Origin of the sequence: Corynebacterium jeddahense (assembly GCF_028609865.1) — a bacterium.
Lineage (GTDB): Bacteria > Actinomycetota > Actinomycetes > Mycobacteriales > Mycobacteriaceae > Corynebacterium > Corynebacterium jeddahense.
Genome location: NZ_CP063194.1, coordinates 1,044,547 through 1,058,535 on the forward strand (window position 1 = coordinate 1,044,547; position 13,989 = coordinate 1,058,535).

General features: G+C 65.8%; 12 protein-coding genes. 3 read left to right on the top strand and 9 right to left on the bottom strand.

Translation table 11 applies throughout. The features are described from left to right. Positions 1 to 72: 72 nt before the first annotated feature. The gene (gene hisD / locus CJEDD_RS05190) at positions 73 to 1,374 is read left to right on the top strand and encodes a histidinol dehydrogenase (RefSeq protein ID WP_042408351.1); all 1,302 of its coding nucleotides are present in this window, start codon (positions 73 to 75) and stop codon (positions 1,372 to 1,374) included. Here the strand turns inward: hisD and CJEDD_RS05195 are convergent, their stop codons facing one another. The 8 genes from CJEDD_RS05195 to CJEDD_RS05230 all read right to left on the bottom strand — a co-directional run bounded on the left by CJEDD_RS05195 (position 1,375) and on the right by CJEDD_RS05230 (position 10,135). Further along, entirely contained in the window at positions 1,375 to 1,689 is a 315-nt protein-coding gene (locus CJEDD_RS05195) for a hypothetical protein (protein WP_157034502.1), read from the bottom strand. Then, positions 1,677 to 2,345, bottom strand: a complete 669-nt coding sequence (locus CJEDD_RS05200) for a hypothetical protein (protein WP_042408349.1) — start codon at positions 2,343 to 2,345, stop codon at positions 1,677 to 1,679. Before CJEDD_RS05200 ends, CJEDD_RS05195 begins: the two co-directional genes overlap by 13 nt. Positions 2,346 to 2,364: 19 nt before the next feature. Then, entirely contained in the window at positions 2,365 to 3,777 is a 1,413-nt protein-coding gene (locus CJEDD_RS05205; protein ID WP_042408345.1) for an amino acid permease, read from the bottom strand. 84 nt (positions 3,778 to 3,861) lie between these two features. Beyond that, on the bottom strand, positions 3,862 to 5,262 hold the full coding sequence (locus CJEDD_RS05210; protein WP_042408341.1) for an amino acid permease: 1,401 nt from the start codon (positions 5,260 to 5,262) through the stop codon (positions 3,862 to 3,864). A 469-nt stretch (positions 5,263 to 5,731) separates the two neighbouring features. Beyond that, positions 5,732 to 6,751 carry an IS3 family transposase gene (locus CJEDD_RS05215; protein WP_273657694.1) on the bottom strand — a complete coding sequence of 340 codons (1,020 nt, stop codon included), beginning with the start codon at positions 6,749 to 6,751 and terminating at the stop codon, positions 5,732 to 5,734. Beyond that, on the bottom strand, positions 6,748 to 7,665 hold the full coding sequence (locus tag CJEDD_RS05220) for a hypothetical protein (protein WP_042410540.1): 918 nt from the start codon (positions 7,663 to 7,665) through the stop codon (positions 6,748 to 6,750). The genes CJEDD_RS05215 and CJEDD_RS05220 overlap by 4 nt, the downstream gene beginning before the upstream one ends. Positions 7,666 to 7,753: 88 nt before the next feature. Continuing rightward, positions 7,754 to 8,731 (bottom strand): hypothetical protein, encoded by a 978-nt coding sequence (locus CJEDD_RS05225; protein ID WP_042406370.1) that lies wholly within the window; start codon positions 8,729 to 8,731, stop codon positions 7,754 to 7,756. 54 nt (positions 8,732 to 8,785) lie between these two features. Beyond that, positions 8,786 to 10,135 carry a CitMHS family transporter gene (locus tag CJEDD_RS05230; RefSeq protein WP_042406371.1) on the bottom strand — a complete coding sequence of 450 codons (1,350 nt, stop codon included), beginning with the start codon at positions 10,133 to 10,135 and terminating at the stop codon, positions 8,786 to 8,788. 109 nt (positions 10,136 to 10,244) lie between these two features. On the opposite strand from CJEDD_RS05230, the gene CJEDD_RS05235 reads away from it, so the two are divergent. Both CJEDD_RS05235 and CJEDD_RS05240 read left to right on the top strand, forming a co-directional pair. Next, positions 10,245 to 12,356, top strand: coding sequence for a DEAD/DEAH box helicase (locus CJEDD_RS05235; RefSeq protein WP_042406374.1), 2,112 nt, complete (start codon positions 10,245 to 10,247; stop codon positions 12,354 to 12,356). Positions 12,357 to 12,495: 139 nt separating this feature from the next. Next, the gene (locus CJEDD_RS05240; RefSeq protein WP_052333759.1) at positions 12,496 to 13,311 is read left to right on the top strand and encodes a chymotrypsin family serine protease; all 816 of its coding nucleotides are present in this window, start codon (positions 12,496 to 12,498) and stop codon (positions 13,309 to 13,311) included. A gap of 189 nt (positions 13,312 to 13,500) precedes the next feature. On the opposite strand, the gene CJEDD_RS05245 is transcribed toward CJEDD_RS05240, so the two are convergent. Further along, complete coding sequence (locus CJEDD_RS05245; protein ID WP_042406377.1) at positions 13,501 to 13,983, bottom strand: hypothetical protein; 483 nt, start codon at positions 13,981 to 13,983, stop codon at positions 13,501 to 13,503. Between the last annotated feature and the right edge of the window lie 6 nt (positions 13,984 to 13,989).

The window sequence follows — 13,989 nt, forward strand, 5'->3', positions numbered from 1 at the left end:
TCGGGGTGTTGTGCGCGCCGGGGACGTAGCCTGGGTGCAGCAATGCATTCCCGACGGCGGAGGAGGGCCAACGTGCTGAAGGTGACGGATTTGAGGGGCAAGGAGACGTCGATAAGCCAGCTGCGCCGCGTGCTTCCGCGAGCCGGCGTCGACGTGACCTCGGTGCTGCCGAAAGTTTCGCCGATCGTGGAGGCGGTGCGCGAACGCGGCGCGGAGGCGGCACTCGAGCATGGCATGCTTTTCGACGGCATCCGGCCCACCTCAATCCGCGTCCCCGGTGAGGTAGTGGCGGCGGCGCTAGAGGCGTTGGACCCGCAGGTGCGCGACGCGCTCGAGCAGGCGGCCGCGCGCATCCGCACCGTCCATGCGGCGCAGAAACCGGAAGAGCGCGTGACCCAGGTGGCCGACGGCGCCACTGTGACCGAGCGCTTCATCCCCGTGCGCCGCGTGGGCCTCTACGTGCCGGGCGGCAAGGCGGTGTACCCATCGAGCGTGCTCATGAACGTCATCCCCGCTCAGGAAGCCGGAGTGGAGTCGATGGTCGTGTGCTCCCCGCCGCAGGCCGAGCAAGGCGGGTGGCCGCACCCGACGATCCTCGCGGCGTGCGCGCTACTTGGCGTGGACGAGGTGTGGGCCGTCGGCGGTGCGCAGGCGGTGGCGTTGATGGCGTTCGGGTCCGAGGGGTTGGAACCGGTGGACATGGTCACAGGCCCCGGTAACGTGTTTGTCGCGGCGGCGAAGCGCCTGGTCAACGGGGTGGTGGGGATCGACGCGGAGGCCGGCCCCAGTGAGATCGCGATCATTGCCGACGACACCGCGGACCCCGTCTACCTCGCCTACGACCTCATCAGCCAGGCCGAGCACGACGAGCAGGCCGCCAGCGTGCTCATCACGGACTCCGAGGAGCTGGCCGCAGCCGTCGACCGCGAGATCGAGGCCCGCTACCGCGTCACGCTGAACTCCGAGCGTGTCGCCGTCGCGCTCACTGGCCCGCAATCGGGCATCGTGCTTGTCGACGACCTCCGGTCCGCCACCCGCATCTCCAACGCCTACGCCCCGGAGCACCTTGAAATCCACACCCGTGACGCGCGTGCCGTGGCGGATGGGGTGGTGAACGCGGGCGCGGTGTTCGTCGGCAAGCACACGCCCGTGCCTCTCGGCGATTACGCCGCTGGATCCAACCACGTGCTCCCCACCTCAGGCACGGCGCGGTTCGCGGCGGGGCTGTCCACGCACACGTTCCTGCGCCCGGTGAACGTGGTGGAGTACTCGGAAGAGGCACTGCGCCAAATCGCCCCCGCCGTGGTGCGGCTGGCTGACGCGGAGCAGCTGCCGGCCCACGGGGAGGCGATCAAGGTGCGGCTGGGGGAGTAGCTACCAGGCTTCGTACCCCTTCTGGCGACCGGGAAGCGATTTGGTGAATATGGCTTCGTCGCCCCGCGCCTGTCCGAGGATGAGGAAGAAAAGCTGGGACGCATCCAGGTTCGGAAGCTCGTGGACGACCGAGTCCATGAGGTCAGCGACTTCGCCCCACGGATCGCGTCGAATCTCGTTTGCGAAGATCCGCCAGTCGAAGATGTTGCCGTACTGCAAGGTGGCGGCGTAGACCTCGTATGGCCACGTTGAAATCGGGTCATCGGGGCTAGCCGACACGTTGCGGAACATGAGGGGGCTGATTACGTGAGACATGCAGCCAACTCCTTACAGGTCGCCTCCACTCGGTCCCATGAATCCCAGCCTGCGACTGCCCCCTTGTATTGGGAGAGGGCATCCTTGTTTCTGCTATCCGCCGGGTCGGGTTCAGCGAGCATGCACACCAGCTCCGAGAGTACGGAACCGTTGGTACCGGTGAATTCGGAATAAAAGCTATCGATTTGCAGCAGTGTATGACACGCAGATGAGATCCCCATTTGGGTGCTCAAAGCGGCCACGTCGAGGAAATCGCGAACCTGGTTGCGCTGCACAATGAGAAAGGCCTTGGTGCGCAGGACTTCCTCGATCGTTGGAATGCGCAATTTATCGCCGTTAGGAAGCTGCAGTTCTTGCACCTCTAGTGGAGTTTTCCGCCGAAGATTCCGCAACCCGGCTTGATACCCATCCAGAGAGCCCATAATGGTCATCGGTGGTTTTGACGCCCGAGGGTTGGTGGACCACCCGTCGAGGCCCATAACTGCCTCCAGCACGGCGTCGTACCGGCTCTGGAGGTTTTCGATGACGTGGTCGTGGTCGAACGACATGCGGTGTCCAGCGTAAAAAACAGCAGCGCTGCCTCCGACCAACACAGCATCGGGGGCAACCTGCTGAAGTTTTGCTGCTGATTGGTACAGCCTCTGCATGTCGTCCATAGGGACAGGGTAATGTCCGCTACTTCGCGGCGTACTCCACTTCGGTGTTCGCGACTGCCTGCGGGCGGCCGGTGACGAAGTAGAGGATGCTCATCAGCACCAGGAACCCGACTCCTACCGCGAGCGCGACGTGGTACTCCGGGAGCCACACCATCGTGCCGAAGGCGAAGAGGATGAAGAAGATGGAGAACCACTGACCAATCGGCCACAGCGGCACCGGGAACTTCAACGTTTGCTGCTCCTCGCGCGTCATCTGCCTGCGCGAGGCCATGTGCGCGAACAGGATCATCAGCCAGACGAAGATGGTGGCGAAGGTGGCAAGTGCGGCGATGGTCTCGAAGATGTCGGGGAACTTGGTGTTCAGGTACACGCCGACGACGAGGGCGAGCAGCAGCATGACCACGGTCATGACGGGCACGTCGCGGTAGGTGCGGCCCATCACCTTCGGCGCAAGGCCTTCCTTGGACAGGCCGGCAAGGACGCGGCCGGTGGAGAACAGATCCGCGTTGATGGCGGATAGCGACGCCGACAGCACCACCACGTTGAGTAGGCCGGCGGCCCAGGTGACGCCGAGGGTGTCGAAGATCTGGACGAAGGGGGAGTCCTCGCCGGTGATGGAGCGCCACGGGTTGATCAACAGGATGATCAGGATGCTGAGCACGTAGAAAATGAGGATGCGCGCCGGGACGGTGTTCACGGCCTTCGGGATGGAACGGTCCGGGTCCTCGGCCTCCGCACCCGCCACACCGATGATCTCGGTGCCGCCGAAGGCGAAAAGCACGAGGATGAAGGACGCCGCCATGCCGCTGACGCCGTTAGGGAAGAAGCCGCCGTCAGCCCACAGGTTTGCCACACCCATCTGCTCCGGGTTCGGGCCCAGGTTGAAGGCGAGGATGGCGGCGCCGCCGACGATCATCGCCACCACGGCACCGACCTTGATCAGGGTCAGCCCGAACTCGAGCTCGCCGAACATGCGCACATTCGCCAGGTTGGCGGCACCGATGATGAGCAGGGTAGTGGTGATCCAGACCCACGCCGGTGTGCCGGGGAACCAGAACTTCATGTAGATGGTGATGGCGGTGAGGTCCGCGAGACAGACGATCATCATCTCGAAAGCGAAGGCCCAGCCGGTGATGAATCCGCCGAAGCCGCCCAGGTACTCGCGGCAGTAGACGGCAAACGAGCCGCGGACGGGGTGGCGCACGCTCATCTCGCCGAGGGCGCGGAGGATGAAGTACATCACCGCGCCGCCGATCAGGTAGACCAGCAGGACCGACGGGCCCGCGGCCTGGATTGCGCCCGCCGAGCCGTAGAACAGGCCGGTGCCGACGGCGGAGCCGAGCGCGATGAAGTGGATGTGGCGGTGGTTCAAACCGCGAGGTGTGGTCCGGGCAGGTGCCGTTTGTGGGGCTGGGGCTGTTGTCGTTGCCATGACAAATGCGCTTTCTGGGATGAGGAAGGGGCTTTGAAATGGGGCCGCCCCGGGGTGTCCGGGGCGGGGTTGAGGGGATCGTCGTTAAGCGAGCTGCTCTTCTTGCTCGATCGCCTGCGGGCGGCCGGTGACGAAGTACATCGCGGTGGCCAGCGCCAGGAACGCCACGCCGATGCCGAGCGCGAGGCGGAAGTCCGGCAGCCAGGCCATGATGCCGAACGTGCAGAGGATGAACGCAATGGCGAACCACTGCCCGTACGGCCAGAGGGGGACGGGGAAGGTGAGGGCGCGTTGCTCGTCGATAGGCATCTGCTTGCGCATGGCCACCTGTGCGAGCAGGATCATCAGCCACACGAAGACGGTGGCGAAGGTGGCCAGCGCGGCGATGGTCTCAAAGACGTTCGGGAACGCGGCGTTGAGCACCACGCCGACGACGAGGACGCCGAGGAGCGTGGCGATCGTCATCACCGGCACGTCGCGGTACGTCTGCGCCATCCGCCGCGGCGCGAGGCCCTCCTTGGCCAGGCCCGTGAGCACACGGCCGGTGCCGAAGAGGTCCGCGTTGATAGCGGAGAGCGCGGCGGTGATGACCACGAAGTTGAGCAGGCCCGCCGCCCAGTTCACGCCGAGGGTGCTGAAGATCTGGACGAAGGGGGATTCTTCGCCCGTGATCGTGCGCCACGGGTTGAGCATGAGGATGATCGAGATGGCCAGCACGTAGAAGATGAGGATGCGCGCCGGGACGGTGTTCACCGCCTTGGGGATGGAGCGCTCCGGGTCCTCGGCCTCCGTGCCGGCGACGCCGATGATCTCGGTGCCGCCGAACGCGAAGAGCACGAGGATAAAGGACGCGATCATGCCCTCGATGCCGTTGGGGAAGAACCCGCCGTCGTTCCACAGGTTGGACACGCTGGCCACGTCCGACTGCGAGCCGAGGTTGAACACGAGGATCGCCGCGCCGCCGAGGATCATGGCCACCACCGCGGTGACCTTAATGATGGTGAACGCGAATTCGAGCTCGCCGAACCATCGGACCGTCGCTAAGTTAGCGGCCCCGATGATGAGCAGCGTCACCGCGATCCACACCCACGCCGGCGTGTCGGGGAACCAGAACTTCATGTAGAGGCCAATGGCGGTGAGGTCCGCCAGGCACACGATCATCATCTCGAACGCGAACATCCAGCCCGTGATGTAGCCGCCCAGCCCGCCGAGGTACTTCCGGCAGTAGACGGCAAACGAGCCGGTCATCGGAGTGCGCACGCTCATCTCGCCGAGCGCGCGGAGCATGAAGTACACCACCGCGCCGCCGAGCAGGTACACAAGCAGCACGGACGGGCCGGCCGCCTGGATCGCTCCTGCCGAGCCGTAAAACAGGCCGGTGCCGATGGCGGAGCCGAGCGCGATGAAGTGGATGTGACGGTGGGTCAAGCCGTTGCGTTTCGGCTGCGTGGACGGGTTTCGGGTGGGGGCAGTCATGGTAGACATCAACTGTGCCTTTTCGTTTGGGTTTACGCGAATGGGGGAGGTTGCGTCTTCTCGCTTTCCGCGGCCCACAGGCCCGCGGTGCGGGTGCGCGGGCGGAATCTGGGTGGGCGTCGTGCGCCGGTTGCGCATCGACTTGCGTATCGACGCCCTCCGGCACCTAACGCAGCAACAGCAGATGGCCGACACCGCGCAGCAGATGCTGATGACGGTGGGCCAGATGGGTCCCGGGTTGCACAGCGAACGACCCGGTCGGTGCCGGGTTCGCGAACGCTGCGGTTTCTATCACGCGGTTGAATGTAGCACGGCCCGGCGCTTTGGTGGGCCGTTTTGGCGGCGAGCCTCGTGCGATGTTGTGAACGAGGTTTGTAAAAATCCGCACCCCGGCCGGTTCCCCCGACGCCGACCTGGGCAAACGCAGCGCCTTTTGTCGTCCCGCTTTGTGTCAAGTGGTTGTGAACGGGTTTGGGTGTTAGATCGTGATGGGTTGTGGGGTTGGGGCGGTTTGGGTGGTGGTGCGGATGATGCTGACTTCTGCCGGGAGGCCTGTGCCAGCTTTGGTGTCCGGTAGTTGTGTGATGGTGCCTTTGCTTAGCGCGTTTCGCATCCCTTCTTCTCGTTTGCGTTGCAGTTCGCTCCAGGTGCCGTCGAGGACTGCTTGTGGTGGGTAGTAGTTGATCCCGCTGTGTGGGGTGGCGTTGTAGACCGGCACCCAAGCGCTGACCCAGGTGTTTGCTTCGCCCAGCGTGGTGAAGGTTTTCGGGTAGTAGGTCCTAGTCTTTAGGGTGTGGAACACCGACTCGGTGTGCGGGTTGTCGTTGCTGGTGTGCGGCCGGTTCAATGAGCGGGCCACACCATGTTCGGCAAACAGTTTGCCGAGTCGTTTGCTGGTCATGGCAGCGCCGTTGTCGGAGTGGACAGTGTGCACATTTGGAAAACGGGTGAAGATGTCGGCGAACATCGCTGCTGCAAGCTGGCTGTTTTCTCGTTCTGCGACGACGAACCCGACGATGGCGCGCGAGTACAGATCGATCACCATGTGCAACGCGAAGGTCTGTCCGTAGTATTGGCCAGGCAAAAACGTGATATCCCAGCACAGTACCTGCCCGGGGGCGGTGGCGTGCACATGCGGCGGTGTGGCGTCGCGGCGGCGTTTGGCTTGTCTGGCTTTGGTGTTGTGGCGTTGGTGCAGCAGTTTGCCGTGGGCTTTAGCCACCCGGTAGAAGCTGCGCAGGCTCGCCAGGTAGGTCCCGTTGTTCAACGCGGCGTAAAACACCTGGTCCACCCCGCAATGCGGATTGTCGTCCAGCAGCTCCACTATGTCTGTGACTGTGGCATCAGACAGCCGGTTGATCCGGCGTTGGTGATGCGGGATCGGGTTGTCGGTGCGTGGGCGCGGATTGGTTTCGTAGAAGACCCGGCTGCGCGAGGCACCGATGATGCCCATCGCCTTCGTTTTGGAGTAGCCGACGGAAACGAGCTGGTTGATCAGCGTTTCTTCTGCTTGCCGGCCTTGCTCGTAGAGGCGTTGTTGGGCGTCGGTGAGGACTTTTCCTCCGCGTTTGAGTCCACGCCAGGTGCTCCTGGCATGGTCGCTAAAGCTTTTCCCAACACATCAGTGGCCAGCTCAGCCCGCTCTGCCCTTTCCGTCGCCTTATCTAAGGCACGCTGCATTGCTTCTTCACGGCGTTTGGCATCGAGTTCGATCTTGCGTTTGTCCTGCGTCAGCGCGGAAATTTCCTTGCGCAGCTGCTGAATTTCGGCGCATTCATCCATCGTCAACGTTCCAATCCTCCTTGGTCTTGTGCGTGTTGGCAGGTCACCGTCAGCCACCATTGCTGTCCAGCGTCGCACGGTGTGACCAGCAAGTCCATGCGCCACCAACCAGGCTTCTTTCTGGCCATGCGGCACTAACCCGTACTCGACGACCACCTCACGGATGTACTCCGCACTCGGTCTGCCCAGGTAGGCAGCATCAACCATGTGTTTGGCGCGCTCGACGCCGTCAACGCCGTCGTCAATAGTTTTCGACTTCTGCAATGCGCGGGCCCACCGCCCGATATGGGGATACTCGATTCCCTGCCGGGCGCACCACGGGCCTTTCGTGCCATGCGGCAACAGGTTGTAAATCGTGATCATCTGCCGCTGCTGCGCTGGATGAAACCACTTTCCAAGGCCAGTCACGCGGTACGGGGAGAACACGAACGCCACAGCCTCAAGCGACGCCAACGTCTCCTCATCGAGTACTTCCCCCGCCGCCAGCACACGCGGCGGCTGCGACAAGATCTCCTCGACCTCCTCGCGCGACGTCTTAGGCTTGACCTTTCGGGCAACCACCGGGGCTTCAGCAACCGGTGGCGACGTCAACGTCGACGGCACCAACTGAGGCAACTGCGAATCGGTCATGAACAAAACCTCCTACGGTTCGTCGTTCACAACCACCCTGACACTAAGGGTCCGATGTGGATTTATACAACGGGGCTTGGCGCAGCGCCTACAACCGGGTGCGGTCCTCCGCCGTCAGCGCGACCACCTCGCCGGAACCGTGGCCCTCCACCGGCGCGCCCTGCAGGCTCTTCGCCGCGCAGGCCATCTTCCCGTTCGCGCCGACGTTCTCTTCGCCGGTGAAGAACCAGCGGCCCGTGCAGCTCCAGCCGTTCGGGGCGGTCCAGAGCGCGGCCTGCCCCTCGGTCTGGCCGTCGATGAGCGCGTGCACGTAATCGCGCATCACCCGCGCAGCAGTGCCGCAGGTGGTGCCGTCCTCGGACGCGACGATGGCGACGTCCTGGAGGGACGGGGTGAACGTGCTGCCGCACTGGGTGCCGCGCGAGACCGGTTTTGCGGCGACGGCGAGGGCCTGGTCCACCTCGCCGTCGCGGGCGTAGACGCCGTCGTGCACCTCGAAGGCGTCGCCGTTGTACTCGACGCGGAAACCCCCGTCAACGAGGTGGGTAAGCGTTGCGCCGTCGATAGTGACGCGCTGGCCCTGCTCAAGCGGGCGCGGCGGCGTCATGTACCCCTGCGAACCGGGGGAGAACGCGGTGATGAAGCGACCGTCCTTCCAGCTCGCGACGTTCGGCGCGATCGCTGTGCCCGCCCCACCCAGGTCTTCAACTGGCGGCACGGGGTAGGTGAAGCTGATCTGGCAGTTGAACGGGTAATTGGTGCCCGGTTTCGCCATGCAGCCCGCCACGCCGGTGTCAGCGCCGCCGACGACGTACGCGCCGCCGAGGTTGAACAGCTCGGGGTCGAGGTCCTCGTATGTCTCAGCTTGCGTGGACGCGGTTGTCGCCTCTGCGGTGGTCTCGGACTGCGAGGCGGTCGATTGTGCTTCCGTCGCCCCGTCATCCTCCGCAGGGGTTTCGGTGACCGTGGAGGTCACTTCGATCGTCTCGGGTGCGTCGCCCGCGGAGCAGGCGGTGAGCGCGATGGGCAGTGCGAGAGCCAGGGCAGCGGCGGCACGTCGGTTCATGGTGACCAACTTATCCGGCGGTGCCTGATCTGGCGCGGGAAAGCGCGAAGATGGTCAGGCGAACACGCCAAATGTCCACGCACCGAGGACGAGCACGACGGAAAACGCCCAGCAGATGGGGAACGCGATGCGGATGTATTTCCCCATCTCGCCGTGCGCGAGACCGAGCGCGAGCCAGAGGGCCGGGGAGAAGGGGCTGACGAAGGTGCCGATGACGTTGCCGACAATCATGGCCGAGGCCGCGCCCATCGCGGAGACGCCGAACGCGTCGGCCGTCTGCTGCACGATGGGCAGGACGGAGAAGTAGTAGGCGTCGGTGGAGGTGGCGAGGTCGAGCGGCACGCCGAGCAGGCCGACGATGATGTGCAAATACGGACCGACGGAGTCCGGCAGGATCTTGATCAGGGAGAGTGCGATCTGCTCGAGCATGCCCGTGCCGTCGAGGATGCCCAGGAACATTGCCGCGGCGAGGATGACGCCCGCCATCGACAGTGCGGTCGGCGCGTGGCGGCGCAGGACGTCGCCTTGGTCGTCGAGGGTAGAAAAGTTCACCACCAGGAGCAGAGCGGTGCCGACCAAAAACGCCGGGGCAGGCGCTGACAGGCCCGAGACGAGCACCCCGATGAGCGCGACGGTGAGCAGCGCATTGGCCCACGTCACCCACGTTCCGGTGCGCTGGGTGAAGTCGAGCTTCGCGCGTTCGTCGCGCTGCGTGCGGGCGAAGTCCTCGGCGACCGCGTTGACGTCGACACTCGTCCCACTGGCATGCTGCTTGGCGACGCGCTTCCGCTCCACCACGCCGAACACCGCGGCGACTGCGAAGACCAGGACGATGGCGACGCCTTGCACCGGCAGCAGGTGGGTCCAGATCTCGTTCGGCGTCGGGCCGATGACGGAACTGGCGCGGCCGACCGGGCCGCCCCACGGCAGCATGTTCATCACCGACGCGGACAGGGCGACGATGGTCAGCAGCACGTAGCGCGACATCCCCATCGCCTCGTAGAGCGGCAGCAGCGCGGGGATGGTGAGCAGGAAGGTGGTAGACCCCGACCCGTCGAGGTGGGCGACGATGGCGATCGCCGCCGTGCCGAGCGTGACCAGCACGATGTTGCCGCGAGTCGCCTTGATGAGCCCCTTGATCACGGGCTCGAACAACCCCACGTCGGAGAGGATGCCGAAGTAGATGATCGCGAAGATGAACATCACCACGACGCTCATCACCCGGTCGAGGCCGTCGCCGTAGTAGTCGGAAATCTGCGAGATCCCGGCGCCGGTGAGCAGCGCGCCGACAATGGGCACGAGCGTCATAGCGACGATTGGGTGGGTCTTTCCCTTGAGCAGGAGTCCGACGGTAACGGCGATGATGGCCAACCCAAGCAGGGTCAGCGCGAGAGGCGAAGTCATGAGTGCATCCTAGGACGCAGTCACACCGAGACCGTGATCTAGGTCATGGCCGCCTCGCGCTGTCGCGGAATCGTTGCCGGGGCACTTCGTGGCGTACGCTGGGCAAGCGATGAGTATTTCCGAAAACGCCACCGGCGGCGAGAACGAGCCGGACATGAATGTGTCGGAAAATCAGGAAAACCCGCAGGATGTCGCGGCCGAGATCGTTGAGGCCGTCATCGAGGACACCAGGGATGCGGGGGTTGCTGAGGAGACCGGCGCCGCGGAGGACTCCGTGGCCATTGAAACTGAGGGCGAGGTTCTGAAGCTTCACGACGAGCCTTCGGCCGACGCCGAGCAAACCGAAGAGCCCGGGAACGGCTTCGACACCCTCGGCCTGCCGCGCGAGGTTGTCGAGGCCGTCAAGCGTGTCGGCTTCGAGCAGCCCTCGCCGATCCAGGCGCAGACGATCCCGCTGCTCATGCAGGGCCGCGACGTCGTCGGACTCGCGCAGACCGGCACCGGCAAAACCGCGGCGTTCGCGCTGCCGGTGCTGTCCAAGATCGACCCGGGGAAGCGCTACCCGCAGGCGCTCATCCTCGCCCCGACGCGCGAGCTGGCGCTGCAGGTTTCGGACTCGTTCCAGTCGTTCGCGGACCACCTCGGCGGGGTGCACATCCTGCCGATCTATGGCGGCCAGGCCTACGGCATCCAGCTTTCGGGGCTGCGGCGGGGTGCGCAAGTGATCGTCGGTACGCCTGGGCGCGTGATCGACCACCTGGAAAAGGGTTCGCTCGACATCTCGAACCTGGAGTTCCTTGTCCTCGACGAGGCGGACGAAATGCTCAACATGGGCTTCCAGGAGGACGTGGAGCGCATCCTCGAGGACACGCCCGACGACAAGCAGGTCGCCCTGTTCTCGGCCACGATGCCGAACGCGATCCGCCGCATCTCGCGCGACTACCTCAACGACCCGGAAGAGGTCACCGTCAAGAGCGAGACGCGCACCAACACCAACATCACGCAGCGCTACCTGTTCACGGCGCACCGCAACAAGCTCGACGCGATCACCCGCATCCTCGAGGTGACCGAGTTCGAGGCGATGATCGTGTTCGTGCGCACGAAGAACGAGACGGAGGAGATCGCCGAGAAGCTGCGCGCCCGCGGGTTCTCCGCCGCCGCGATCAACGGCGACATCGCCCAGCAGCAGCGCGAGCGCACCGTCGATCAGCTTCGCGACGGCCGCCTGGACATCCTTGTGGCCACCGACGTCGCCGCCCGCGGCCTGGATGTCGAGCGCATCTCCCACGTGCTCAACTACGACATCCCGAACGACACGGAGAGCTACGTCCACCGCATCGGCCGCACCGGCCGCGCGGGGCGCACCGGCGAGGCGATCCTGTTTGTCACCCCGCGCGAGCGCCGCATGCTCCGCTCCATCGAGCGCGTGACCAACGCGAAGATCGAGGAGATGGACCTGCCCACCGTCGACGAGGTCAACGAGTCGCGCAAGGAAAAGTTCATGGACTCCATCACCGAGTCCCTCGAGGCCAGCGACCTGCAAGTGTTCAAGACCATGGTCCGCGAGTACTCCGCGAACAACAACGTGCCCATGGACGACATCGCCGCCGCCCTGGCCACCCAGGCGCTCGCCGGCGACGAGTTCCTCATGAAGGAGCCGCCCCGCGACAAGCGCGACCGCCGCGACCGGGACCGCTTCGACCGCGAGGATCGCCGGGATCGGGGCCGCGGGCGTTACGACGACCGTGACCGTGGCGACCGCGGCGACCGCGGCGACCGTGGCTCGCGCGGCCGCCGTCACGACGACTCGGAGAGCTTCGACACCTACCGCCTCGACGTGGGCAAGCGCCAGCACGTCCGCCCCGGGGCGATCGTCGGCGCTCTGGCCAACGAGGGCGGCCTGAACTCCAAGGACTTCGGCCGCATCACCATCGGCGGCGACTTCACGCTCGTGGAGCTGCCGAAGAACCTGGACCCCGCAGTCCTGGACAGGCTCGAGGACACGCGCATCTCCGGCCAACTGATCAACATCCAGCGCGACCACGGCGCCCCGCGTCGCGGCGACCGTGACGACCGCGGCGGGCGCGGAGGCCACGGCGGCTACCGCGGCGGGCGTGACCGGGACCGCGACCGGGATCGAGACCGAGACCGTGGCGGGCGCGGCGGACGCGACCGCGATCGCGGCGGCTACCGCGGCGGGCGCGGCAGGTACGACGACTAGCCTGCGCTGACGGCGCTTTCAGTGCTGACTGCGCTATCGGCGAGGTTGGCGGGCGGCCGCCGGATCCGGGAGTAGTGTGATCCTCACACGCGCCCGCTTCCGGCGGCCGCCTTTTGTTTGCCGTGAGAAAGATCCAGCCATGCCCCGTTGCCGCCTGCGCCACACCACGAAAACCCTGCTCGCGGCGGTGTTCGCAGTCGCCGCTCCGCTCGGGGCGCAGGCCACGCCGGCGCAGGCGCAGACCCGCGTCGTGGAGCAGGGGACCCCGGTCTACGTGCAGGGCACCGGTATCTGCACGATCGGCTACAACGACCCCGCCCGCCACCGCAGCTTCACCGCCGCACACTGCGGCACCGAGGGCGCGCGCGTCGAGCTCATCAACCCCGTCACGGGCGCGCGCACCGGCGCTGCCGGCACGTTCTACCGGTCGAAGGCGTACGACGGGCGCCTCGGCAACGACTGGGGCGCGATCAAGTGGGACGGCGGCGTCGGCGTCGGCGGCAATGGGTTCAGCGGCGATGCGTGGGTTCACCCGCGGGACATCCGGCTGGGGGAGACGGTCTGTTATTACGGGTACGCGTCGAGACGCACGAACTGCGGCCCGTTCTCCGGCTCCGCCGACAACACCTTCTTCGCCGCGGCGCCGCTGTCGCACCCGGGTGATTCGGGCGGGCCGATGTGGGTGCCGGGCCGCGGTTTCGTCGGCGTGACGTCCAGCATGTGGTCGTCGAACCCGCTGCCACTGCTGCGCACCGCCAACTTCGTTATCGGCGTCGTTCCTGACGACGGCCCCGCGGTGCCCGAGGCGCGCCTCGTGGGCGTGTGGGCGCAAAACGCGTTCTTCCCGGGGCTGACCGGGCCGGTCGGCGAGGCGCTGCGGCGCGTGAACGACGCCGTATTCCGGGCCGTGGCGGGTATGGGCCTCGGCGTGCCGTCGGCGCTGCAGTACAGCTAGGGTTCCGCCTCCGCCGGGCCCGCCGCCGGGCCTCGGATCCGGGCCTCCAACCGCGGATCCAGCTACAAAGACCCAGCTAATCGCGATTTGAAGGCGATTAGCTGGGTCTTACTAGCTGGATTTGGTGCCGGGCCGGGGGCCAAGCGCCGGGGGCCGGGCCAGCCCCGAGAACCGAGCGCCCCAGCGAACCTACGACGGGTCCGGCAAGAACATGAGGATGAGAACGAGCATCCACAGCAGGTTGAAGATGCCGGCGCCGGCGGTGGCCTTCGCCTTGGACTTCTCGAACTTGCCGGTCACGTCGGACGGGTCGGCCTCCGCGGGCGGCAGGGCGCCGATGGTGCCCATCATCTTGCGCTGCTGCGGGATGACCATGGCCAGCAGGATCGCCCACCCGATCACGGAGAGCACGATCGCGGTGTGGAACCAGTAGTTGGACTTGTAGGTGTCCCAGTCGAAGGCGAGCACGGCGCCGCCGAGCAGCGGCACGAGCAGGGAGAGCATGCCGTACGTCTTCGTGATGCGGTGCAGCACGGACGCGCGGCCGGTGGCCTCTTCGCCGCCGGCCTGGGCCTCGGCGACCTGGCGCGGGAACATGGAGGTTGCCACGACGACGGGGCCGAGCAGCAGAATCGCGGCCGCGACGTGCAAGAAGATGAGGAAGGTGTTCATGTCCCA